23 protein-coding genes and 1 pseudogene are annotated in these 21611 nt (G+C 73.5%); 16 read left to right on the top strand and 8 right to left on the bottom strand.

Annotation, left to right across the window (positions count from 1 at the left end):
* The first annotated feature begins 207 nt into the window (after window positions 1-207).
* The 4 genes from RAN62_RS17555 (at window position 208) to RAN62_RS17540 (ending at window position 5280) form a co-directional block, all read left to right on the top strand.
* A complete protein-coding gene (locus RAN62_RS17555; RefSeq protein ID WP_305785738.1) occupies window positions 208-1029 on the top strand; it encodes a hypothetical protein in 822 nt (273 codons plus the stop codon).
* Window positions 1030-1081: 52 nt separating this feature from the next.
* Complete coding sequence (locus tag RAN62_RS17550; RefSeq protein WP_305785737.1) at window positions 1082-3025, top strand: alpha/beta fold hydrolase; 1944 nt, start codon at window positions 1082-1084, stop codon at window positions 3023-3025.
* Complete coding sequence (locus tag RAN62_RS17545) at window positions 3022-3672, top strand: response regulator (protein WP_305785736.1); 651 nt, start codon at window positions 3022-3024, stop codon at window positions 3670-3672. Before RAN62_RS17550 ends, RAN62_RS17545 begins: the two co-directional genes overlap by 4 nt.
* Before the next feature lie 363 nt (window positions 3673-4035).
* Window positions 4036-5280: a glycoside hydrolase family 6 protein gene (locus tag RAN62_RS17540; RefSeq protein ID WP_305785735.1), complete on the top strand. Its 1245-nt coding sequence runs from the start codon at window positions 4036-4038 to the stop codon at window positions 5278-5280.
* Window positions 5281-5361: 81 nt separating this feature from the next.
* Here the strand turns inward: RAN62_RS17540 and RAN62_RS17535 are convergent, their stop codons facing one another.
* Genes RAN62_RS17535 through RAN62_RS17525 form a run of 3 tightly spaced genes read right to left on the bottom strand, consistent with a single transcriptional unit; the run spans window position 5362 to window position 6832 of the window.
* Window positions 5362-6015, bottom strand: a complete 654-nt coding sequence (locus RAN62_RS17535; RefSeq protein WP_305785734.1) for a TetR/AcrR family transcriptional regulator — start codon at window positions 6013-6015, stop codon at window positions 5362-5364.
* Window positions 6016-6049: 34 nt separating this feature from the next.
* On the bottom strand, window positions 6050-6463 hold the full coding sequence (locus RAN62_RS17530) for a prenyltransferase/squalene oxidase repeat-containing protein (protein ID WP_305785733.1): 414 nt from the start codon (window positions 6461-6463) through the stop codon (window positions 6050-6052).
* A 27-nt stretch (window positions 6464-6490) separates the two neighbouring features.
* Window positions 6491-6832, bottom strand: a complete 342-nt coding sequence (locus RAN62_RS17525; RefSeq protein WP_305785732.1) for a cytochrome P450 — start codon at window positions 6830-6832, stop codon at window positions 6491-6493.
* A gap of 75 nt (window positions 6833-6907) precedes the next feature.
* Here RAN62_RS17525 and RAN62_RS17520 point away from each other — a divergent pair, with 75 nt between their 5' ends.
* Window positions 6908-7489 carry a dihydrofolate reductase family protein gene (locus RAN62_RS17520; RefSeq protein WP_305785731.1) on the top strand — a complete coding sequence of 194 codons (582 nt, stop codon included), beginning with the start codon at window positions 6908-6910 and terminating at the stop codon, window positions 7487-7489.
* A 219-nt stretch (window positions 7490-7708) separates the two neighbouring features.
* Here RAN62_RS17520 and RAN62_RS17515 read toward each other — a convergent pair whose 3' ends face one another.
* Together RAN62_RS17515 and RAN62_RS17510 are read right to left on the bottom strand one after the other, a co-directional pair.
* Window positions 7709-8353: a DUF4232 domain-containing protein gene (locus RAN62_RS17515; RefSeq protein ID WP_305785730.1), complete on the bottom strand. Its 645-nt coding sequence runs from the start codon at window positions 8351-8353 to the stop codon at window positions 7709-7711.
* 8 nt (window positions 8354-8361) lie between these two features.
* Window positions 8362-8907: a DUF3632 domain-containing protein gene (locus RAN62_RS17510; RefSeq protein WP_305785729.1), complete on the bottom strand. Its 546-nt coding sequence runs from the start codon at window positions 8905-8907 to the stop codon at window positions 8362-8364.
* A 58-nt stretch (window positions 8908-8965) separates the two neighbouring features.
* On the opposite strand from RAN62_RS17510, the gene RAN62_RS17505 reads away from it, so the two are divergent.
* From RAN62_RS17505 to RAN62_RS17485, 5 genes are all read left to right on the top strand, one after another.
* On the top strand, window positions 8966-9850 hold the full coding sequence (locus RAN62_RS17505; RefSeq protein WP_305785728.1) for an acyl-CoA dehydrogenase family protein: 885 nt from the start codon (window positions 8966-8968) through the stop codon (window positions 9848-9850).
* A complete protein-coding gene (locus RAN62_RS17500) occupies window positions 9844-10557 on the top strand; it encodes a PIG-L deacetylase family protein (RefSeq protein ID WP_305785727.1) in 714 nt (237 codons plus the stop codon). The genes RAN62_RS17505 and RAN62_RS17500 overlap by 7 nt, the downstream gene beginning before the upstream one ends.
* Window positions 10554-11162 (top strand): methyltransferase domain-containing protein, encoded by a 609-nt coding sequence (locus RAN62_RS17495; RefSeq protein WP_305785726.1) that lies wholly within the window; start codon window positions 10554-10556, stop codon window positions 11160-11162. Before RAN62_RS17500 ends, RAN62_RS17495 begins: the two co-directional genes overlap by 4 nt.
* Window positions 11159-11851 carry a glycosyltransferase family 2 protein gene (locus RAN62_RS17490; protein ID WP_305785725.1) on the top strand — a complete coding sequence of 231 codons (693 nt, stop codon included), beginning with the start codon at window positions 11159-11161 and terminating at the stop codon, window positions 11849-11851. The genes RAN62_RS17495 and RAN62_RS17490 overlap by 4 nt, the downstream gene beginning before the upstream one ends.
* 310 nt (window positions 11852-12161) lie before the next feature.
* Complete coding sequence (locus RAN62_RS17485; protein ID WP_305785724.1) at window positions 12162-13304, top strand: FAD-dependent monooxygenase; 1143 nt, start codon at window positions 12162-12164, stop codon at window positions 13302-13304.
* Here the strand turns inward: RAN62_RS17485 and RAN62_RS17480 are convergent.
* Entirely contained in the window at window positions 13291-14127 is an 837-nt protein-coding gene (locus RAN62_RS17480; protein ID WP_305785723.1) for a helix-turn-helix transcriptional regulator, read from the bottom strand. The genes RAN62_RS17485 and RAN62_RS17480 overlap by 14 nt on opposite strands.
* A gap of 86 nt (window positions 14128-14213) precedes the next feature.
* On the opposite strand from RAN62_RS17480, the gene RAN62_RS17475 reads away from it, so the two are divergent.
* The 4 genes from RAN62_RS17475 to RAN62_RS17460 all read left to right on the top strand — a co-directional run bounded on the left by RAN62_RS17475 (window position 14214) and on the right by RAN62_RS17460 (window position 17300).
* Window positions 14214-14972: an SDR family NAD(P)-dependent oxidoreductase gene (locus tag RAN62_RS17475; protein WP_305785722.1), complete on the top strand. Its 759-nt coding sequence runs from the start codon at window positions 14214-14216 to the stop codon at window positions 14970-14972.
* A gap of 70 nt (window positions 14973-15042) precedes the next feature.
* Window positions 15043-15777, top strand: a complete 735-nt coding sequence (locus RAN62_RS17470) for an SDR family oxidoreductase (RefSeq protein ID WP_305785721.1) — start codon at window positions 15043-15045, stop codon at window positions 15775-15777.
* Between the two features lie 15 nt (window positions 15778-15792).
* A complete protein-coding gene (locus RAN62_RS17465) occupies window positions 15793-16533 on the top strand; it encodes an alpha/beta fold hydrolase (RefSeq protein ID WP_305785720.1) in 741 nt (246 codons plus the stop codon).
* Entirely contained in the window at window positions 16530-17300 is a 771-nt protein-coding gene (locus tag RAN62_RS17460; RefSeq protein ID WP_305785719.1) for a phosphotransferase family protein, read from the top strand. Before RAN62_RS17465 ends, RAN62_RS17460 begins: the two co-directional genes overlap by 4 nt.
* A 10-nt stretch (window positions 17301-17310) precedes the next feature.
* On the opposite strand, the gene RAN62_RS17455 is transcribed toward RAN62_RS17460, so the two are convergent.
* Both RAN62_RS17455 and RAN62_RS17450 read right to left on the bottom strand, forming a co-directional pair.
* On the bottom strand, window positions 17311-18030 hold the full coding sequence (locus RAN62_RS17455; protein WP_305785718.1) for a hypothetical protein: 720 nt from the start codon (window positions 18028-18030) through the stop codon (window positions 17311-17313).
* Window positions 18031-18418: 388 nt separating this feature from the next.
* Window positions 18419-19486, bottom strand: coding sequence for an alkene reductase (locus tag RAN62_RS17450; RefSeq protein ID WP_305785717.1), 1068 nt, complete (start codon window positions 19484-19486; stop codon window positions 18419-18421).
* Between the two features lie 157 nt (window positions 19487-19643).
* Between RAN62_RS17450 and RAN62_RS17445 the strand changes: the two genes are divergently transcribed.
* Window positions 19644-20420, top strand: a complete 777-nt coding sequence (locus RAN62_RS17445; RefSeq protein ID WP_305785716.1) for a copper chaperone PCu(A)C — start codon at window positions 19644-19646, stop codon at window positions 20418-20420.
* Between the two features lie 32 nt (window positions 20421-20452).
* Window positions 20453-21610 (top strand): annotated as a pseudogene (locus RAN62_RS17440) (pyridoxal phosphate-dependent aminotransferase); the annotation flags it as partial.
* Window position 21611 lies beyond the last annotated feature (1 nt).

Here is a 21611-nt window from a genome sequence, read left to right as displayed (position 1 = left end):
GTGCTCCCGCTCTGGCCCTCGCCCTTGCTCCTGCCTCCGCTCTCGCCCTTGCTCCTGCCTCCGCTCTCGCCCTTGCTCCTGCCTCCGCTCTCGCCCTTGCTCCTGCCTCCGCCCTCGCCCTTGCTCCTGCCTCCGCCCTTGCCGAAAACGGTTTCGTCAGTCACGCTGGTCCGGGTCCAGACATCGATAGGTATGAATGGAGTGACCATGCGAGCGATCCGAGCCGTCCTGCTCGCCCTCGTGCTGGTGCTCGCCGGGCCCGCGGCCGCGCACGCCGCCCCCGCGACGTGGAGTCCGCCGGCCAACCTGGTGACACCGCTCAACCAGGTGTGGCAGCACCAGGAGCAGACCTACAACAACGGCAACCTGTACGCCTTCCGCAACTACGGCTGGGACCAGATCATGGCCAACGGCGGATACGTCAACTACTGCGTCCGGTGGGACTCGTCGTCGAGCGTCACCGCCGCGCAACGGGACCAGATCCACGCGACGCTGGCGCGCCAGCACAAGAAGTGGATGGACGAGCTGACCGGGCACAACGGGTGGCCGTATGCCGACGTGCCCGTCCGCGTCGTCGGGTGGGCCGTCCGCGACCGCGCCCAGCTGCAGTGGACGGACAACTCCGTCGACGTCTACGTGGGCAACATCGCCGAGAACGCGCCCCAGTGCGCCCCGCCGTGCGGCCGCTTCTTCAACCAGAACGGCCAGTACCCGAACTGCCCCGGCGGCGTCGCCCGGCACTACGACCAGTCGCTGTGGCTGACGGACGGCTTCGGCGGCGGCGCGGGCGGTGACTGGGGGCAGCGCGTGGGCAAGGAGTACTACCTGGCCAATCTGAGTACGGCCAACATGCACATCCTCCTGCACGAGATGGGCCACACCTGGGGCCTCGACGACTTCTACGACTGGACGCCGACCGGAGTGAGCGGCTTCCTCATGAAGGCCGGCAGCGCGACGAGCATCACCGAGTTCGACGCCTGGATGTTCCGCGACTGGTGGCGCCATCTGAAGAGCCGGTACGGCTACTGAGTCCCTCTTTGGACAGATGCGGCTGTCTGTGCTCCGCCGGGAGGGTGGACACATGACCGCTGACCGATGGACCGCAATGCTGACCACGCTCCTCCTGGCCGTGCCCGCCGGACAGCCGGCCCGCACGCGCTGGGGGGAGTGTCCCTTCGAGGCGAGCACCACGCGCTGCGCCACGGTCGCCGTGCCGGTGGATTACGGGCAGCCCGGCGGCACGACGATCGACCTGCACGTGGCGCGGACGCCCGCCCGTGATCCCGGGCACCGGCTCGGCGTGCTCGTGACCAGCACGGGCGGGCCGGCCGCGCACCTGGCCGACGCGGCGGCGCTGACCGAGCGGCTGCCCGCCGAGATGCTGGACCGCTACGACATCGTCAGCTTCGACCAGCGCGGCTTCGGGCGGAGCGCGCCGCTGACCTGCGGCCTCCGGCCGGATCAGCAATACACGATTCCGTGGCCGCTGGAGACCGCCGCGGCGACGACCGAGCGGGCCCGCACGATCGCCCGGCAGTGCGCCGAGCGGGGCGGCGAGCTGCTGTCGCACATGGGCACCGCCGATGTCGCCCGGGACGTCGACCGTATCCGGCAGTTCCTGAAGGCGGACCGGATCTCGTTCCTCGGCATCTCCTACGGCACCTATCTCGGCACCGCGTACGGCGCGATGTTCCCCGGCCGGGTGCGGCGGATGCTGCTGGACAGCGTCGTCGACGGGACCCGGGGCTGGCGTGAGGTGTGGCGCGAGGCGCTGACCAGCGGATTCGAGACCCGGCTGCGGGACTTCGGGGAGTCGCCCGCCGAGATCCGGCGCCTGCTGGCCGGTCCGCCCCTCGAGACGCCCGCGGGGACGATCGGCGCGACGCAACTGCGCATCGCCCTCTACGGCGCGATGTACAACGACGCGGCCTTCCCGGCGCTGTCCGGTCTGCTGACCGCGGTCCGCGAGCGCGATGCGGCCGCCGCCGCGAAGCTGTCCACCGAGCTGCAGGTGTGGTACGACGATGACAACACGGCCTCCGGGCAGATGGCCGTCTTCTGTGCGGACGGCACGTTCCCGCGCTCGCCGGAGGTCTACGCCCGGGAGGCCGCGGCCGACGCGGTCCGGCACCCGCTGACCGGCGGCGCGAGCTCGGCGATCTGGCCGTGCGCGTTCTGGCCCGCCGAGGCCCCGGCGGTGATCCGGCCCAGGGAGGGAGCCGAGGTGCTGCTGATCAACGCGACCCGCGACCCGGCCACCACGCTCGCCGGGGCCCAGCGGCTGCGCCACGCCTTCGGCGACCGCGCGCGGCTGGTGTCGGCCGACCACGGTGGACACGGCGTCTACCTGCGCTCCCTGGATGCCGCCCGGCTCCGGGCCGCCGCCGAGGGGCGCCGCGAGCAGCGGCTCCGGACGGCCCGCGACCTGCATGACTTCTTCGCCCACGAGGTCACCGGCATCGTGCTGGAGGCGCAGGCCGCCCGGCTCGACGCCGACGACGGCACCGCGGCGACCCTCACCCGCATCGAGGAGGCCGGGCAGCGCGCCCTCGCCGCGGTGGACCGGGCCATGGAGCTCACCCGCTCATCCGAGCCGGCCGGTCTCGACGACCTGGCGGACGTGGTCGGCCGGTTCGCCTCCGGCGCGCCCATGACCGTCCGCCTCGACGCCGCGCCCGTCGGCGTCCTTGACCCGGCCGTCGCCGGCACCGCCCGCCGCGTCGTCATGGAGGCCCTGACCAACGTCCGCCGCCACGCCGCCACCGCCGGGACCGTTCTGATCCGGGTCCGGCGCGAGGCCACCGCACTGATCGTTTCGGTGTCCGACGACGGCGATGCGCCCGCCGCCGGTGGGCTCGTGACGGCTGCGCCGGGTGGGGGAGCGTCCGCTGCGGCCCGGCCCGCGGGCGGGACCGGGCTGGCCGCGCTCAGCCGGGACGTTGCCGCCCTGGGCGGGTCGTTGCAGGCCGGGCCCGGTGACCCGGCCGGCTGGACGGTCCGCGCGGCGCTGCCGGTGCCGTCGTGAGCCTCCGGGTTTTCGTGGCCGACGACCAGGAGGTGGTACGGCGGACGCTGCGCCGGTTTCTCGAGGCGGAGCCGGACATCAGCGTCGTGGGGGAGGCGGCCGACGGGCGGACCGCTATTGATCAGGCCCGGGCGCTGCGCCCCGACGTGGTGCTGGCCGACATCCGCATGCCCGGCGCGGACGGCATCGACGTGACCCGGGCGCTGGCCGGTCCGGGCGTGCGGGCGCCGCTGGTCGTGGTCGTGATCACCACCTTCGACCTCGACGAGTACGTGCTGCGGGCGCTGCGCGCGGGCGCGTCCGGGTTCCTGTTGAAGCGCTCGGGGCCGGCGCTGCTCGTGGAGGCGGTTCGCGCGGCGGCGGCCGGTGACCTGCTGATCAGCCCGCAGCTGACGGTGCGGCTGCTCCGGCACCTGCTGCCGGTGGGCACGGCTGCCCCGGAGGCTCCGTTGACCGACCGCGAGCTGGACATCGTGCGGCTCGTCGCCCGGGCCTGCTCCAATGCGGAGATCGCGGCGGAGCTCTTCATCACCGTGGGCACGGTCAAGACGCACGTGGCGAGCATCCAGCGCAAGCTGCACCAGCCCAACCGCGTCGGCATCGCCACCTGGGCCTGGGAGACCGGCGTTGCCTCCCCGCAGGCGTGACCGCTCCCTAGGCTTGTCCTCCAGAACACGGCGGTCGTGACCCGTGACCTGCCCGCCGGCGTCGTCGCCGTCGGCAACCCGGCCCGGGTGGTCCGGACCATCGACCCGGCCGGCTGAGACCCCGCGACGATGCGGGGCGCGTGGAGCACCGCCCCGGTCGGCTGAAGCTGCGCGACGATCCGGGGTGTGTGGTGCATCCGGCCGGCTGAGGCGGGGGCGCGGGGCGTTGAGCCGGGCGGCTGAGGCGCGGCGGTCGATCGGGGGGCGGTGGGCGTCGACCGGGCGAGAGCGGGGCGGGGGCATTGACTTGGCTGGATGAGACGCCGAGGCTATGGGAACGCTCCCACAATCAAGGAGTTCACTGTGTCCTTGTTCTCTCGCCGGCGGGCAGCCACCGTGCTCGCCGTGTGCGCCTCGGCGCTGCTGGTCGGGTCCGGCCCGGCCGGCGCCGTCATCCCGGACGGCACCCGGTTCTACACGCCACAGCCCGACCCCGGGGCCGTCCAGCAGATCGCCGATCTCAAGGCGGCCGGCCAGTACGGGCTGGCGCGCCAGATCCGCAGCATGATCGACACTCCGCAGGCCGTGTGGTTCACCGGCGGGTCCGGGCGGTCGCTGACCCAGTCGGTACGGACCGAAGCGCGCCGGGCGGCCGCGAAGAAGACGATGCCGGTCTTCGTCGCCTACAACATCCCGTTCCGCGACTGCTCGCAATACTCGGCCGGCGGCGCCACCTCCGTGGCCGAGTATCGCGCGTGGATCGACGCCTTCGCGGCCGGCATCGGCAGCCACCCGGCGGCGGTCATGCTCGAGCCGGACGGCCTCGGGATCATCCCCTGGTACACGACGATCAACGGCGCCCAGGAGTGGTGCCAGCCGGCCGAGGCGGATGCGGCCACCGCGGCGACCGACCGGTTCGCGATGCTCAACTACGCGGTGGACCGGCTCGCCGCCCTGCCGCGGACGAGCGTCTATCTCGACGGTACGCACAGCGCCTGGCTCGGCGTCGGTGACATCGCCGACCGGCTGGTCAAGGCCGGGGTGCGCAAGGCGGACGGCTTCTTCCTCAACGTGTCGAACTACGAGACGACCGAGCGCCAGCTGAAGTTCGGCACCTGGATCTCGAAGTGCGTCTGGTACGGCACCGAGGGCCCGGCCGAGGCCCGCGGGCACTTCGAGCAGTGCGCCAGCCAGTACTACCCGGCCAGCCCGGGCGACTTCAGCACCTGGCCGCTGACCGACGCCTGGTACGCGGCCAACGTGGGCGACGTCTCGCCGCGCCGGCTGGCCCACTTCGTCGTGGACACCAGCCGCAACGGCCAGGGCCCGTGGACGGCGCCCGCCGGGGTCACCTGGCCCGACCCGCAGACCTGGTGCAACCCGCCGGACCGGGGGCTGGGCCTGCGCCCGACCACGCGCACCGGCGAGCCGCTGGCCGACGCCTTCCTGTGGGTCAAGACCCCCGGCCAGTCCGACGGCCAGTGCGACCGGGGCACCGGCACGGGCACCGACCCGGCCCGCGGCGGCATCGCCGACCCGGCCGCCGGGGCGTGGTTCCCGCAGCAGGCGATCGAGCTGGTCCAGCTGGCGAACCCGCCGCTGCGCTGATCCGGAAGAGCCCGATCACGAAAGCTGATCACGAAAGCTGATCTCAAAGTGGATCACGAAAGCCGATCACACGAGAGCTGATCAGGAACGGGGGCGGGAGGCGGTCAGCCCGGCCGCGAGGACGCCGAGCGCGTCGTCGACGGCCGCCTCCCGCTGCTCGGCGGTCAACTGCGGCAGCAGGTCCAGGAACATGACGGCCAGCCCGTGCACGGTGGCCCAGCTGGCCATGACGGCCCGGGCCCGGTCGGCCGGGCGCAGGACGCCGGCGTCGACGAGCCGGTCCAGCGCCTCGAGCAGCAGGACGTCCGGCTTGGGGCGGCCCTGGTCGTCGGTCTCCGGCTCGGCGGGCTGCCCGGGGACGTAGATCCCGGCCGGGTCCCCGCCCATCGCGGTGCGGAACAGGCCCGGCTCCGCCACGGCATAGTGCACATAGGCCCGGCCGACCTCCCGCAGGTACGCCCGCGCGTCGCCGGGCGCCACGGTGTCGAGGTGGGCTCGCATGGCTTCGGCCATGTCGCCCAGTGCCCGTCGCGCGACGGCCTTGCGCAGCGCGTCGAGCGTCGCAAAGTGCCCGTACGCCGAGTTGGGTGCCACCCCGACCGCCCGGGCCACCTCGCGCAGCACGATGGCCTGGGGGCCGCCGTCCCGGGCCAGGGTCAGGCCGGCCGCGATCAGCGCGGCGCGCAGGTCGCCGTGGTGATAGGTGGCCCGGGTCCGCGGGCGTTTCTCGGCCATCCGGCAATTCTGGCATCCGATGACCCTGGGGCGATCAGGCCGGCGTCCGGACGCGATCCGGCGCCCCGATCCGGCTCCGCACATGCCCGAGCGCCATGAGCGCGAAGATGTCCGCCAGCACCGGCACGTGGAAGAGGAACGGCCGCGGCCCGATCGAGTCGCTGACCGACGGAATGCTGCCGTCCGTCAGCTGGTGCCGCAGCAAGAACTGGACCCCCGCTGCCGCCGGCCCCGGATCGTCCTGCCCGCACAGCGCCATGACCGCGTACGCGGTGCTGATCGGATCACTGGAACTGCCGGCGCGCTGTCCCCACCCACCGTCGCCGTTCTGACTGTCCCGCACGAAGCGCACGCCCTTCCGCGGCGCCGGTGACCGACCAGCCGCCCCCGGGCAGCTGGCTGCGCACGAGGCGCCTGGCGATCCGGTCGAGCACCGACCCGGGAGCACCGGCCGCCGCGAGGGCGACGCCGCCGGTCACCGTGCACCACGTGTCGGTAGCTCGTCCACGGCCAGTTCCGTGCCCGCCGTCCACGACGCCACCAACCGGCCCGTCGCCTCCCGGACGTGCCGCACGTGCGCCTCGACCTGCTCCGGCGTGAACGCCGACCGCAACGATCGGCGCTGCTGCTGGTGGTTCGCGCCGGCCGAGGTGAGCAGCGAGTCGCCGAGCCAGGCGCTCGCCTTCGCCATGAGCCGGCCGCGGTCGTAGTCCCGGTCGCCGGGCACGAGCAGCTGGTGAGCCACGGCCGGGCTGGTCACCACGTACGCGGGAATCGGGCCGAGCCGGATCTCGGCGATCTCCCCGGTCGCCGGCACGACCGGCCCGGTGAGCAGGGCGGGCGGCTCGCGGCACGCTAGCTTGGGGGCAACTCGGAGTGGAGGAGATGCCCGGTGGGCAAGGTGGTCCTGTACGGCTCGGTGTCGGTGGACGGGTTCGTCGCGGACGGGAGCGATCAGCCCGGGCCGTTGTTCGACTGGCTGACGAGCGGCGACGTCCCGTTGGACGACAGCGGTGTGCTCAAGGTGTCGCAGGCGTCCTACGAGCACACCCAGTCGTACTGGGACCGGATCGGGGTGACGGTCTGCGGGCGCCGGGTCTTCGACCTGACGGACGGGTGGGAGGGGAAGCCGCCGAGCGGGATCGATCATGTCGTCGTCGTGACGCACCGGCCCGCGCCCGCGGGCTGGGACCCGGCGGCGCCGTTCCACTTCGTCGACGGGGTCCAGGCGGCCGTGGCCCGGGCGCAGGAGCTCGCGGGGGACCGCATCGTCGAGATCGCCGCCGGTGACGTCGGGGGGCAGGCGCTCGCCGCGGGCCTGGTGGACGAGGTGCGGATGGACGTCGTGCCCGTCGTGTTCGGGTCCGGCCGGCGCTTCTTCGGGCCGGTCGACGCGCAGCACCTGCTGGAGGATCCCGAGGTGGTGATCCAGGGCAACCGGGTGCTGCACCTGCGGTATCAGGTGCGCCGCTGACCGTCGGCAGGACGCGCCACAGTGGCGAGGTGGACCTCTCCGCCGAGGGCACCTTCGCGCTGTGCGTGGTCGCCGGCGCCGTGCTGATGCGCGCCGGGCCGAGAGCGGGATCGGGCTCGCGACGGCCCGCCCGCCACCTGGTCCGCCGCCGACGTCACCGATCCGGCCGCCGTGTGCGCGGCCGTCACCACGGACGGCGGCATGAGCATCTGATCAGCCTCATCTGGCGGCTTCCCCGATGGCCAGGATCGACGGGTCCTCCGACGCGGGCGGCGGCTCCTGGCGGGGCGCCGGGCGCTCGGGCGACTCCGGGTCGAACACCCACGGGCTGACCCCGATCCGGCCGGTGCTGCCCAGGTCGAGGCGGCTGTCCGGGACGACCGTCTGCTCGGGGCGGCCCGGTTGCGGCGCCATCTCGAGGAAGAAGGCGTTGACGGGCGGGTGGCTGATGTCGTCGTACGTGTTGCGCCACACCACCCCGGCCGTCGCCCGCTGACCGGGCTGCAGTGTCACCAGGCGGGGCTTGACCTCGAGGTTCGGCACCGAGATGGTGATCTCGCGGATGTCGTGCAACACGCGGACGTCCTGGGGCTTGTGCTCCTCGTCCAGCAGCGTCAGCGTCGGATAACCCTCGACCTGGTACGCCGTCGTCCCGCAGTTGGTCAGCGTGAAGTCCAGCACCCGGAGTCCCATCGCCGCGTCACCGGAGCCGGCCTCGATGCGCGCGCCGCCGGGCGGGCACGTGGGCGACGGCGACGGCGGCACCGGCCACGACGACCGCAAGCCCGTCGCGGGGGACACCCCCGCCGGCGCGCACCCGGCGGCCAGCAGCACCACGGCAGTTCCGATCAGCCAGCGCCTCATGCGCCCGATCATGCCCTACGGCGCCAAAAGTCCCACCGCGCGAGGGAGAAGCCGGGCTCGGTCACGCCTTCCCGGGCCGCGACGGCGCCGACGGTGGTGTACGGCCGTTGCTCGCCGGCCGTGCACGCGTCGTGCAAAAGTTGTCCACAGTGCTCGAACCAGGGCTTGACGGCGGGCCGGAGCTCCGGCGGTACCGTCTCCTGCTCCTCCAGGGTGTCGCGGAGGGTCCAGACGGCGTACGTCAGGTAGTCGATCCCCGCCGCCGTGAGCCGCGCCGCGAAGTCGTTGAGACGGGCCCACTCCGTGGCGTCGCCCCCGGGCGGGGAGTAGATGTCCCAGCTCTCCCGCATGACGGCGCCGAACCAGGACCGTCCGTCCGGGCCGAGCGCCACCAGGAGCGCGACGAGCCGGTCGCGGTCCGCGTCGCCGCCCGCCACGGCGGCCTCGACGACGGTGCCCCAGACGGCCCAGAGCTCGTCCTCGCGTACGGGGAAAGCGGCCGCCGTGTCCGCCACGGGCGATTCGTCCCGGAGGTACCGTGCGAGATCGATCACCGAAGTCACGGTACTGCTGGTACGCGACCGCTTCGCTGGGTACCACCTGCTCGTGCTCATGATCGATCTTCCTGATCCGCCGCTGCCGGGGCACGGTGACACCCGGCGCCGCCTGCAGACCTTCGTCGACATCGCCCGCGAGGATCTGGTCCACGCGCGTCTGGCGGAGGGGCATGCCGACGCGATCGCCATCGGCGCCGAGTTGGGCGCCGCTTTCTCCCCCGGGGAGCGCTGGGGCGTCTGGGCGGCGGCCCCCGCGTCCGTACGGGCGACCCGCACCGCGGACGGCTGGCAGCTCGACGGCGACCGGCCGTGGTGCTCCGGGGCCGGATGGTGCACCCGCGCGCTGGTCACCGCGGTCGCCGACGACGGTCCCCGGTTGTTCGCGGTCGCGACGTCCGCCGGCACCCCGCTGGACGGCACCTGGCCGGCCGTCGGCATGGCGGGCAGTGACAGCCGGACCGTACGCTTCACCGCCGCCCCGGCCGAGGCGATCGGCGGCCCCGGCGACTACGTGGGCCGCCCCGGCTTCTGGCACGGCGGCGTCGGCGTGGCGGCCTGCTGGTTCGGCGGGGCCCTGGGCGTCGCCGACGCCCTCTACGCGACGAACCGGTCGACCCCGCACGTCCTGGCCCACCTCGGCGCGGTCGACGTGGCCCTGGGCGCCGCCCGGGCCGTGCTGGACGCGGCGGCCGACGAGATCGACGCCGACCCCAAGCGCGACGCGTTCGCCCTGGCCCTGCGCGTGCGATCGACCGTGGAACGGGCCGCGACCGAGGTCATCGACCGGGTGGGCCGCGCGCTGGGCGCCGGTCCGCTCTGCCGCGACGAGCAGCACGCGCGGCGCGTCGCCGACCTGACCGTCTATCTGCGGCAGAGCCACGCCGAGGCCGACCTGGAGGCGCTGGGCAAGCTCGTGGCGGGGAAGGGCCCGGCATGGTGACGGCGATCGAGGGCCTGGGCACGCCCGAGTCCGCCTGGCAGTCCTGGCTCGACCTGCCCGAGCTGCCCCTGTCTTTCCCGGCGGCACCCCTCGTGGTCGCCGCCCACCCCGACGACGAGGTGCTCGGCGTGGCCGGCCTGATGGCCCGGGCGGGCGCCGCCGAGCTCGTCGCGGTGACCGACGGCGAAGCCTCGCACCCCGGCTCGACGGTCTTCACCCCGCTGGAACTGGCCAAGCTGCGCCGGGCCGAGACCGCGGAGGCGCTCACCCGGCTCGGGCTCGCCGGCGCCCCCGTGCACCGGCTGGGCCAGCCCGACGGCGGCATCGACGAAGACGCGCTGGCCGCCGCGCTCGTGCCGCTGCTGACGCCCGGCCGCTTGTGCCTGGCCACGTGGCGCGGCGACGGGCACCCCGACCACGAGGCGGTCGGCCGGGCCGCGGCCCGCGCGTGCGCCGAGACCGGCGCCCGGCTGCTCGAATACCCCATCTGGACCTGGCACTGGGCCGAGCCCGGCGACGAGCGCGTGCCGTGGGAACGCGCCCGCCGGGTGTCGCTCGACCCGGCCCAGCAGGCCGCCAAGGCCGCCGCGATCAGCGCCTTCGTCAGCCAGGTCGAGCCGCTCGGCCCGGCCGAGGCCGACGCGGCCATCCTGCCGCCCCACGTCCTGGCCCGCTTCGCCCGTCCCTACGAGGTGGTCTTCGCATGAGCACACCGATCGAGTACTTCGAGCAGATGTACGCCGCCAGCGCCGACCCGTGGGACTTCGCGAACCGCTGGTACGACACGCGCAAGCACGCACTCACCGCGGACGCCCTGCCGAAGCGCCGTTACCGGTCCGGCTTCGAGCCCGGCTGCTCCACCGGCATGCTGACCGCCCGGCTCGCGGAGCGGTGCGACCGGCTGCTGGCCGTGGACGCCGTCGAGGCCGCCACTCGGACGGCGGCTTCTCGCGTCGCGGAACTCGGCCATGTCACTGTCGGCACGGCCCGCATGCCGGACGACTGGCCGGAGGGGCCGTTCGACCTGGTCGTGATGTCGGAGCTGGGCTACTACTTCGACCGCGAGACACTGGGCACGCTGGTCGAGCGGGCCGTGCGGTCGCTGGAGCCGGGCGGGGATCTCGTCGCCGTGCACTGGCGGTGGCCGGTCGAGGAGCACACGCTGACCGGGGACGACGTGCACGCCGCGCTGGGTGCCGCGCCGGAGCTGGCCCGGCTGGCGCGGCATGAGGAGGCTGACTTCCTGCTCGAGGTGTGGACGCGGGCGACGGGGCCGGCGCGGTCGGTGGCACAGCGCGAGGGTCTGGCGTGAGGCGGATCGCGGTCGTGGTGCCCGCCCATGACGAGCAGGAGTTGATCGGCGACTGCTTGACCGCCCTGGCCGAGGCCGGTGCGCGTCCCTCGGACGTGATTGTGGTTGCCGACGCTTGCCAGGACGACACGGCGGCGCTGGCCGCTCTGGCGGGTGCGGTCGTTGTCACGGGCGATTTCCGAAATGTCGGTCTTGCGCGGGCGGCCGGGGTGGCGCACGCTTTGCGGCACGGGCCGGACGACCTGTGGATCGCATGCACCGACGCCGACACCCGCGTGCCGGCGAACTGGCTGGACTGGCAGCGGGGTCATACCGACGCCGACGTGCTCGTGGGCACGGTCGAGGTGGACGACTGGGCGCTGTGGCCGCCAGGGTTTCCCGCGCTCTACGAGGCGCGATATCGGCTGCAGGTCACGAAGGCCGCGCACGGGCACATCCACGGGGCGAACCTGGGATTCTCGGCACACGCTTACCGGGCGGCGGGCGGGTTCCCGCCGGTGCGGGTGGAGGAGGACCGGGGCTTCGTACGCCGGGCCCGGGCGGCCGGGGCGCGCGTGGTGACCGACCCGTCGTGCCCGGTGCGGACGAGCTCACGGGCCGTGGGCCGGGCCCCGGATGGCTTCGCCGCCCACCTGTCCGGCCTGGCCGCCGCGGCGTTCGATCCGCGGTCGAGCCTCGCCGCCGGTTAGCCGGGTCATCCGGGCGGCAGGCGTCTGTGTTGCAGCTCGGTAGTCCAGCGCACGGTCGGGTCGGGGTCGATCAGGAGCCGGTCGAGCACCTCACGGGCGGCCTCCGGGGCAACGTGCCGCACCGCGACCGTGCACCGCTTGCCTACCTCGCGTCGGGGATGTCACCGCTCGCGGCCGGTGCGTCCACTGTGGCCGCGAGCTCGTCATAGTCAGCGAGGTCGGCGGCCCGCTGGAGCACAGTGTCGAGAGCGTCGGTCATCGGCACACTTTGGCATGGGCCTACGACATTCTGCGGCGCGATGATGGGGTCATGCGGGTGGCGATCGTGGGGGCGGGGGTCGGCGGGCTGACCGCGGCGGTCGCGTTGCGGGGGCGGGGGATTCACGCCGACGTTTACGAGCAGCAGAGCCGGCCGGCGGAGATCGGGGCCGGGGTGTCGCTGGGCGCCAACGGGATGCGGGTGCTGGACGGGCTCGGGCTCGGGGCGGCGGTGCGAGGCGTGGCGTCGAATCTGCCGCGGATTCAGTTCCGGCATTGGCGTACGGGCGGCGTCTTTCACGAGCATCCGCTGGGCGACTGGTACGAGCGGCGGTTCGGCGGGCCGTTTCTCGGGGTGCATCGGGCCGACCTGCATCGGGTGCTGCTGGACGCGTACGAGGGGAAGCCTGTCCTGGGTCGTCGCTGCGTGGGCGTGCAGGAGGGGGCGGACGGCGTGACGGCCGAGTTCGCGGACGGATCCCGGGTGCGGGCCGACGTGGTGGTCGGGGCGGACGGGCTGCGGTCGGCGGTGCGGGCGCATGTCGCCGGGGCGGACGCGCCGGTGTTCTCGGGGACGAGCTGTTTCCGGGGGCTCGTGCCCGGGAGCGACATCGATGGGCTGACGTTCTTTCTCGGGCCTGGCCGGCATCTGGTGGCGTACCCGGTGCGGGGTGGGGATTTTGTGAATTTCGTGGCCTATGTGCCGGACCCGGGCCGGCCGCGCGAGTCGTGGTCGGCGCGCAGCACGCCGGGGGAGGCGGCCGCGGCGTTCGACGGGTGGACGGCGACGGTGACGTCGCTGCTGGGGCGGGCCGGGGAGGTCGGGCGGTGGGCGCTCTACGACCGGGAGCCGGTGCGGCGGTGGAGCACCGGGCGGGTCACGCTGCTGGGCGACGCGGCGCACCCGATGCTGCCGCACGCCGGGCAGGGCAGCAACCAGGCGATCGAGGACGCGGCCGCGCTCGCCGCCTGCCTGGCGGCCGGTGACGACGTGGCCGCGGCGCTGCACCGCTATGAGCAGGTGCGCAAAGCGCGGACCCGGCAGATCCAGGCCGGGTCGCGCGGCAACGCGGCCTGTTTTCAGCTGCCCGACGGGCCGGCCGCCGACGAGCGCAACGCGCGGCTGCGGGACCTGCCGGAGACGGCCGGCTGGATCCACGGCTATGACATCGGGGCCGCGGTCACCGGGCCGTGATCGGCTGGGTGCCGATGACGGCGAGGAGGGCCAGGGCCTCGGCGTCGCGCGAGCCGGTCGCCGCGGAGTAGAGCACGAGGTGCTGGTCGCGGTCGGTGAGGGCCATCGTGTCGCAGTCGACCGTGATCGGGCCGACGAGGGGGTGGCGGAAGGTCTTCGTGAGCATCGACGCCGCCTGGACGTCGTGGCGCTCCCAGAGCCGGGCGAAGTCGGCGCTCTCGGTGCGCAGCTCCTCGACGAGCCCGGTGATCACGGGGTCGGCCGGGTAGCGGGCGACGGTGGCGCGCAGGTCCATGACGACGTGCTGGCGGAACTCGGTGACGTCGGAGACCCCGTACAGGCCGGGCGGGCCGAGGAAAGCGCGGCGCGCGAGGTTGCGGTCGCGCGGGGGCAGCTCGCCGAAGTCCTCCATCAGCGCGGCGGCGAGATCGTTCCACGCGAGCACGTCGTAGGCCGCCGAGGTGACGAAGCCGGCCGTCTGCGGGAGGCGTTCGAGCAGGGCCAGGATGCTGGGGCGTACCTCCCGGCTGTGGAGGCTGGAGCGGATCGGCGCGGTGCCGGCCAGCACATGCAGGTGGTCGGACTCCGCGTCGGTGAGCCGCAGCGCGGCCGCGATGCCGGCGAGGACCTCGCCCGAGGGGCGGGGCGCGCGGCCTTGCTCGAGCCGGACGTAGTACTCCGTCGAGATGTGCGCGAGCACGGCGACCTCCTCGCGGCGCAGCCCGGGCGTGCGGCGGCGCGGGCCCGAGGGCAGGCCCACGTCCCCCGGCCGGAGCCGTTGCCGGCGGCTGGTGAGGAACGCGCCGAGCTCGTGCTTGTCCATGCCCCCAGTGTGCCCGCCGCGCGGCCCCGGATCCTGGTACCACTTGTGCCTGCCTCCGCCGCCCGGCTGCCGGGAGTCTCGATGGCATGACAGACATGCTGGCCGACAAGGTCATCCTCATCACCGGCGCGAGCCGCGGCATCGGTGCCGCCGCGGCCACGCTCTTCGCCGAGGAGGGCGCGACCGTCGTGCTCGCCTCCCGCAACACCGGCGCCCTGGACAGCGTCGTCAAGGAGATCCGGGCCACCGGCGGCGTCGCGGACGCCGTCGCCCTCGACCTGGCCGACCGTACGAGCATCCGCGCCGCCGTGGAGCGCGTGGGCGAGCTGCACGGGCGGCTCGACGGGGCGTTCAACAACGGCGCGACCGGCCAGCAGCCCGGGCCGCTCGACACGACGAGCGAGGAGGACATCGACCGCCAGTTCGCGGTGAACTTCCGGGCGCACTGGACCGCGATGACGGCCGAGGCCCAGCTCATGCGGGCGCACGGGGGCGGCGCGATCGTCAACACGTCGAGCATCGGCAGCCGCCGGGCCAACCCCGCACTTCCCGCGTACGGGGCCATGAAGCGCGCGTTGAACAGCATCACCGAGACCGCCGCGGTGACGTGGGCCCGGGACGGCATCCGCGTGAACGGCATCACCCCCGGCGGTACGGCGACCGAGATGATCGAGGAATGGGAGGCGGCGACCCCCGGCATCAAGGAGCAGATCAACGCCTCGTCGCCCCTGGGCCGGATGGCCACGCCCCGGGAGGTCGCCGAGGTCGCCGCGTGGCTGCTCAGCGACCGGGCGGCGATGGTCACCGGCGCGATCGTCCCGGTCGACGGCGGCGCGGGGGCCTGAGGGCTGTCACATCCTCCGGGGCCGGCTCGTCCTGCTGACGGAAACCCCGTCAACCCGGAAGGAAAACCCCATGAAGATCGCCGTCATCGGTGGCACCGGCCTCATCGGCTCGCAGGTCGTGACAATGCTGCGGGCCGACGGGCACGAGGCCGTCCCGCACTCCCCGTCCACCGGGCTCGACCTGCTCAGCGGGGCCGGGCTGCCCGAGGCGCTCGAGAGCGCGGACGTGGTCGTCAACCTGACCAACTCGCCGACGTTCGACGAGGCCGCGCGCGCCTTCTTCCGTACGAGCATGGAGAACCTGCTCTCGGCGGCCGCCGAGGCCGGCGTCGGCCATGCCGTCATCCTCTCGATCGTGGGCGTGGACCGGGTGCCGGGCTTCGTCTACTACGAGGCGAAGGTGCTGCAGGAACAGCTCCTCACGGCCGGGCCGGTGCCGTGGTCGATCGTCCGGGCCACGCAGTTCTTCGAGTTCCTCGACACGATCGTCACCTCGGACCCCGGCCCGGACGCCGTCCACCTGCCGCCCACGCCGGTGCAGCCCATGGCCGCCGCCGACGTGGCCCGGGCGGTGGCCGACGTCAGCGCGGGCGCGCCGCTCAACGGCATCCGCAACGTCGCCGGGCCCGAGGTCTTCACGCTCGACGATCTGGGCCGGGCCGTCCTCGCCGCGCACGGGGACCAGCGGCCGGTCGTCACCGACCCGGAGGCCGGCCTGTTCGCGGCGGTTCCCGGCGACGCGATCATCGGCGGCGACGACGCCGTGCCCGCGAAGACCACCCTCCAGGAGTGGCTCGCCCGCTAGTGGGATCATCGGGAGGTGGACCTTCCCGTCGCGGTGCAGGAGAGTGGCCTTCCCGGCGGGCCCGTGCTGCTCCTGCTGGCCGGTCAGGCCAACTCGCACGTGTGGTGGACCGGGCTGCGGGAGACCTTCGAGGACCGCTTCCGGGTGGTCACCTTCGACTACCGGGGTACGGGCGGCAGCCGCGGCCCGGTCGGCGACTGGTCCACCGTCCTGTTCGCCGAGGACGCCGCCGCCGTCCTCCGATCCGTGACGGACGCACCGGCGGCGGTGTACGGCACCTCGATGGGCGGCCGCGTCGCGCAACACCTGGCGGCGCGGCACCCCGAGCTGGTCGACCGGCTGGTCCTGGCCTGCACCTCGCCGGGTGGCCCGCACGCCCTCGAACGCACCCCCGAGATCCGGCGCCGCCTGGCCGACCCGGCCACCAACGCCCGGACGCTGCGGAAGCTCTTCTACACCGACGCGTGGACGGGCGAGAGCCACCTCTTCGGCGACCCGACGATGACCGCCGCGGAGGGCGTGGCCCACCTGCGGGCCAGCAACCGGCACGACGCCTGGGACGTGTTGCCCCTGATCCAGGCGCCGACGCTGGTCCTGCACGGCACCGAGGACCTGATGGTGCCGTCCGCCAACGCGCCGCTGCTCGCCGGCCGCATCCCGGGCGCGGCGCTGCACTGGACCGAGGGCGGGCGGCACGGCTTCTTCGACGAGTTCGCGGCGGAGCTGGCGCCGGTGCTCGACACGTTCCTGTCATGACGCCGCTCGAGTCCGTGCTGCGGCGGCATGGGCTCGTGGGCGCCCGGGTGACGCCGCTCGGGGCGGGACTGGACCATACGGCGGTGCTGGTCGGGGACGATCTGGTGCTGCGCTTCGGGTCGTCCGTCGCTTTTGAATCCCGGCTGCTCGGCTTTCTTGCGCCGCGCGCGCCTCTGCCCGTACCGGTGCCGCTCTTTCATGATGTGCGGGAGGGCTGTCTCGCGTACCGCCTGCTACCCGGCACGCCGCTCCTGACCGCCCCGGTCGACCGGCAGCAGGCTGTACCCGCACTGTCCCGTTTCCTCGCCTGGCTCCACGCCCAGCCCGCACCGGACCTGCCCCGGGACGACACGCCGCTGCACGAGTGGCTGACCCAGGCCCGCAACGAATACGACACCGTGGCCGGCGTGATCCCCGCCCGACACCGCCGGACGGTCGAGAACTTCCTCCGTGCCGAACCCCCACCGGACACCCCGCAGCGCGTCCTCGCCCACAACGACCTCGGCGCCGAACACATCCTCGTCGACCCCGCCGGCACGGTGACCGGCATCATCGACTGGTCCGACGCCGCCCTCGCCGACCCGGCCGTCGACCAGGCCCGCCTGCTCCGCGACCTCGGCCCCGCGTTCGACGAGCCCGCGCGGGAGGGGCGGGTCCTCTTCCTCGCCCGGTGCATGATGCTGGAGGACCTCGCGTACGGCGTGGAGGCCTACATCCACAACAGCCTCGATGCCCTGCCTCGGTTGTTCTCGCCCGAGCGCCGGTAACATCCCCAGCTCAGCGCAACGCGTCGCGCAGATGGTTCCGGCGTGCCATTCGGTCGTCACGCTCCCATCTCCGGACTACTTGCTCGAGGGCCGCCACCTCCCGGGACAGCCTCATCGAACGCCGCACCGTGCTCCCCACCTCCCGGCGAAAGACGACCGCGCGGGACCGGTCATGGTTGGTGCGTGGCGCGCTGGGGAAACCGGCGAGGGAAGGCTCGGACACGTTGTCAGGCCGAGGATGTTCCGCTGCGGGCGCTTGCCGGCGCAGTCTCGCCGCGCTCGTCCGGACTCCGGGCAGCGCCTGGCGAGCGGCGTTGAGAGCCGACTCGTAGCGTCTCGCCGCGTCCTCGGCCCGCTGCTCGAACATGTCCCGGCGTCCCGGCTCCCGCTGCATCGCGGCGCGGCTCAGAGCACGGTCGAACTCCCGGGCGGCGGAGGCCGCTGAACCGAGGCTTCCCACGAGCGACCGGCAATCGTCCAATGCCTGCCGGCTGTGCGCGTGCGCGGCGGCCAGTTCGGCGTACCGGGGATCCTCGCGCACGAGAACAGGATGCGCGATCTCGTCCAATGCGTCGAAGAACTTGTCGACCTTGTCCTCCTGGACGGCGATCTCCGCTCGCAGCCGTTGCTGGTCGTTCCGGGCCGCGCGGTAGGAAGCGCCGCGCGGGTCGCTGCCGAAGAAGCCGCCCAGGTGACGGTCGAACCAGCCCAGCCCGCTCCCGTCGGCCACAGCGGCGTCCGTGTCAGTGAGCTGCCGGCGCAGCCCGGCGAGGTGGCGCTCGACTTTGCCGAGTCTGGCCAGCCAGGGATAGGCCTGGAGACGCTCACTCTCGCTGAGCATGTGTGGTGCTCCTGTCGTCGCCGTGGCCAGGTGGCATCACACGTATCACGCCGGTGGCCGCGGCACTCGCCGAGCGGCTCGTCGCAGTGACTGATTTGGCGGTGTGCGCGGCTACCGGCATGGAGGTCGTGCGGCGCACCGCCGCCCACCGCGTACTTCCGGCAGCAGCCGACCGAGCCGCGTTCCGGCAGTGTGCCCTCCGTCGAGCCGGGGGCGCCTGTCAGTCCCGGCGGGCCGGGAGTAGGGCCGGGCGCCATCGACGCCCGGCCCGGGATCGTCAGGCGAGGACCGGGTAGTCCGTGTAGCCCTCGTGGTCGCCGCCGTACGCCTTGGTGTAATCCGGCGTGTTGAAGGGGCCGCCCGCGCGCAGCCGCTCGACCAGGTCCGGGTTGGCCAGGAAGAGGGCGCCGTAGGAGACGAGGTCGGCCGCGCCGGACTCGACCAGCTTCAGGTGCTCCGGCCCGGTGTAGGCCCCCGGCGTGTACGGGTTGAGGATGAACGTGCCGGTCCACCGCTCGCGCAGCTGCGGGGTGAACTCGGTGTCCGGGCCCTCCATGACGTGCAGGTAGGCGAGGCCCAGCGGGTTCAGCTCGTCCAGCAGAGCCGCGTACGTCTCCCGGTGCCCGTCCTCGACGAGGTCGCCGAGCCCGTTGCCCGGCGAGAGGCGCAGCCCGGTCCGGTCGGCGCCGATCGCGTCGGCCACCGCCCGCGCCACCTCGACAACCAGGCGGATGCGGCCCTCGCCGCCCCACTCGTCCGTCCGCAGGTTGGCGTTGGTGGACAGGAACTGGTGCAGCAGGTAGCCGTTCGCCCCGTGGATCTCCACCCCGTCGAACCCGGCCGCGATCGCGTTGCGGGCCGCGTCGGCGAAGTCGGCGATGGTGGCCCGGATCTCGTCGCCCGTCAGCTCGCGCGGCTCGACGTGGTCCTGCGGCCCGTCCGGCGTGAACGCCTGGCCCGCGGCCTTGACGGGGGAGGCGCCGACCGGGCTCAGGCCGGCATCCCCGGCGTACAGGCTGGGGTGGCCGATGCGACCGGTGTGCATGAGCTGGGCGAAGATCAGGCCGTCGCCCTCGTGCACCGCGTCGGTCACCTTCTGCCACGCCGCCACCTGCTCGGCGCTGTGCAGGCCAGGCGTGTTCATGTAGCCCTGTCCGACGGCGGACGGCTGGATGCCCTCGGTGACGATCAGGCCCGCCCCGGCGCGCTGGCCGTAGTAGGTCGCCATCAGGTCGGTAGGGCTGGCGCCTTCCCCGTACGCCCGGCTGCGCGTCATCGGCGCCATCACGATCGCCGTGCTCGCGCGGTAGCGGCCCACCTGGACGGGTTCGAAAGCGTTGCTCATGTCGTGCCTCCCTCTGCGTGTGCAGACACGAGAAGCCCCCCGGCCGACTCGATCTTCCCGTCTGGCGCGTGACGAGCGTCACTGTGGACGTGGCGGTTTCCACAATGGAGGCCTACGCTGCCGGGACGACCGTTCGATCCCACGGGGGGACTTGACGATGCGACGGACTTTCGCGGGCGCCGCGGCGGCGCTGTGCGTGCTGGCCGGCAGCTCTCCGGCGTACGCCCAATCACCGGCACCGCGGCCCGACCTGCGCGTGACCGCGGAGCTCCAGGTCACCGGGGCCACGCCGCCGACCGTGGGCGACGGGGCGTGGTACTACCTGACGGTGACCAACACGGGCCGGGGCCCGGCGCGGGACGTCCGGCTGACGGATCTCGCCTCGCACAACATCTATTGGAGCCCCGGCAACCAGGACCTGACCCAGCTGGCCCCCTTCGAGCTGGCCCCGGGGGAGTCGCGGGAGTTCTGGCAGAGCGTCATCTTCGCCAACGAGGCCGACGTGGAGGGCGTCGCCTGGGCCTCCTACCGGTTCACCACCGAGCGCGAGCGCAACCCGGCGGACAACAGCGTCCGGGTGCAGACCCCGGTGGTGTACGGCGACGCGGGCTACACGGTGACCGCCCTGCTGAAGAACGGGACGCTGCCCGGGGCCGGCATCACCTTCACCTACCTGCGCGACGGCGTCGAGAAGACGTGGCGCACGGTCCACACCTGCGCCGAGGGCTGGATCTCGCTGCGCATCCCGGGCGGGCTCTACCAGGTGCACTTCACCGCGCCCGAGGGTTACGAGATCCGCCCCGGCTACCAGGACTACCGGCTCCTCGTCCTGGCGGCCGGCGACGGAGGTGTCGTGAACACGGCACTGGATCCCGTGGTCGCCGACCCGCCCGCGCCGCAGCCCTCCACCGACCCGGAGTGCACGGCCGCCTGACCTGTCGTTCCGGCCCGGACGAAGGAGCCGCCGTGCCCGTGAGCCGCCTGCGGCACATTCCCGGCATCGGGGTCGACCAGCTCGGCGACCGGGCCGACCGGGAGCAGGACCCCGCTCTGCTGAGACTGGAGAACCTCGACACCGACATCCGCCCGCCCGCGGTCGCGCTGGAACGGACCCGGGCGGCGGTCGACGAGGACGAGGCGAACAGCTACCTGCCGTTCCAGGGCGGCGTATCGCTCCGGCGGGCCGCCGCCGAGCACGTCGGGCGGCAGGCGGGCCGGTTCTACGATCCGCTGCGCGAGTGCGTCGTCACCGCCGGCGGGCTCAACGGCGTGCTCAACACCCTGCTGGCCACCGTCGAGCCGGGCGACGAGGTCGTCCTGGTCGATCCCATCTATGCCGGCCTGGTGAACAGAGTCCGGCTCGCCGGAGGCGTCCCGCGGTTCGTGCCGCTCACCGCCTCGGCGACCGGGTGGACGCTCGATCCGGAGGAGCTGGCCGCCGCCGTCACCGCCCGTACGGCCGCCGTGCTGATGATGTCGCCCGCCATGCCGACCGGCTCGGTGCTGGGCCGGGCCCACTGGGCGGCGCTCGCGCGGGTGCTCGACGGTCACCGGGCCTGGCTGATCTACGACGCGGCCATGGAGCGCATCCGGTTCGACGGCGCCGAGCGGGTGCATCCGGCGCGGGTCCCGGGGCTGGCCGAGCGGACGATCACGGTCGGCGCCGCGTCCAAGGAGCTCAGGATGATCGGCTGGCGGGTCGGCTGGGTCGCCGGTCCGGAAAGCATCATCGCCGACATCAACCTGGTCGGTCTCACCAACGTCGTGTGCCCGGTCGGGCTCGCGCAGGAGGCGGTCGCCGCCGCGCTCACCGCCCCGGACGCCGAGGAGGACGTCCGGCGCGCCGTGGACACCTGGCGGCAGCGGCGCGACGTGATCGTGAACCAGCTGTCCGGGCTCCCGGTCGTCCCGCCCGACGGCGGGTGGTCGCTGCTCATCGACACCACCCGGATCGGGCTGTCGCCGGCCGACGCGTCCGAGCTGCTCTTCACCCGCGGCCGGGTCGCCGCGACCCCGATGGCCGGCTGGGGCCCCTCCGGCGACAAGTATCTGCGTCTGGTGTTCGCCAACGAGCCCGTCGAGCGGCTGCACGACCTGCGCAGCCGGTTCGAGACCGCCTGGGGCA

The sequence above is a fragment of the Symbioplanes lichenis genome, from assembly GCF_030709675.1.
Lineage (GTDB): Bacteria > Actinomycetota > Actinomycetes > Mycobacteriales > Micromonosporaceae > Actinoplanes > Actinoplanes lichenis.
The sequence above is the reverse complement of the archived record's forward strand: the minus strand, read 5'-3'. Positions and strand labels throughout refer to the sequence as shown.

What these genes read in the sequence shown, in the direction of transcription:
- RAN62_RS17445 (WP_305785716.1), top strand. Translation starts at nt 19,644, where the DNA reads ATGCGACGGACTTTCGCGGGCGCCGCGGCGGCGCTGTGCGTGCTGGCC.
- RAN62_RS17550 (WP_305785737.1), top strand. Translation starts at nt 1,082, where the DNA reads ATGACCGCTGACCGATGGACCGCAATGCTGACCACGCTCCTCCTGGCC.
- RAN62_RS17470 (WP_305785721.1), top strand. Translation starts at nt 15,043, where the DNA reads ATGAAGATCGCCGTCATCGGTGGCACCGGCCTCATCGGCTCGCAGGTC.
- RAN62_RS17460 (WP_305785719.1), top strand. Translation starts at nt 16,530, where the DNA reads ATGACGCCGCTCGAGTCCGTGCTGCGGCGGCATGGGCTCGTGGGCGCC.
- RAN62_RS17485 (WP_305785724.1), top strand. Translation starts at nt 12,162, where the DNA reads ATGCGGGTGGCGATCGTGGGGGCGGGGGTCGGCGGGCTGACCGCGGCG.
- RAN62_RS17480 (WP_305785723.1), bottom strand. Translation starts at nt 14,127, where the DNA reads ATGGACAAGCACGAGCTCGGCGCGTTCCTCACCAGCCGCCGGCAACGG.
- RAN62_RS17515 (WP_305785730.1), bottom strand. Translation starts at nt 8,353, where the DNA reads ATGAGGCGCTGGCTGATCGGAACTGCCGTGGTGCTGCTGGCCGCCGGG.
- RAN62_RS17500 (WP_305785727.1), top strand. Translation starts at nt 9,844, where the DNA reads ATGGTGACGGCGATCGAGGGCCTGGGCACGCCCGAGTCCGCCTGGCAG.
- RAN62_RS17475 (WP_305785722.1), top strand. Translation starts at nt 14,214, where the DNA reads ATGACAGACATGCTGGCCGACAAGGTCATCCTCATCACCGGCGCGAGC.
- RAN62_RS17450 (WP_305785717.1), bottom strand. Translation starts at nt 19,486, where the DNA reads ATGAGCAACGCTTTCGAACCCGTCCAGGTGGGCCGCTACCGCGCGAGC.
- RAN62_RS17505 (WP_305785728.1), top strand. Translation starts at nt 8,966, where the DNA reads ATGATCGATCTTCCTGATCCGCCGCTGCCGGGGCACGGTGACACCCGG.
- RAN62_RS17555 (WP_305785738.1), top strand. Translation starts at nt 208, where the DNA reads ATGCGAGCGATCCGAGCCGTCCTGCTCGCCCTCGTGCTGGTGCTCGCC.
- RAN62_RS17495 (WP_305785726.1), top strand. Translation starts at nt 10,554, where the DNA reads ATGAGCACACCGATCGAGTACTTCGAGCAGATGTACGCCGCCAGCGCC.
- RAN62_RS17535 (WP_305785734.1), bottom strand. Translation starts at nt 6,015, where the DNA reads ATGGCCGAGAAACGCCCGCGGACCCGGGCCACCTATCACCACGGCGAC.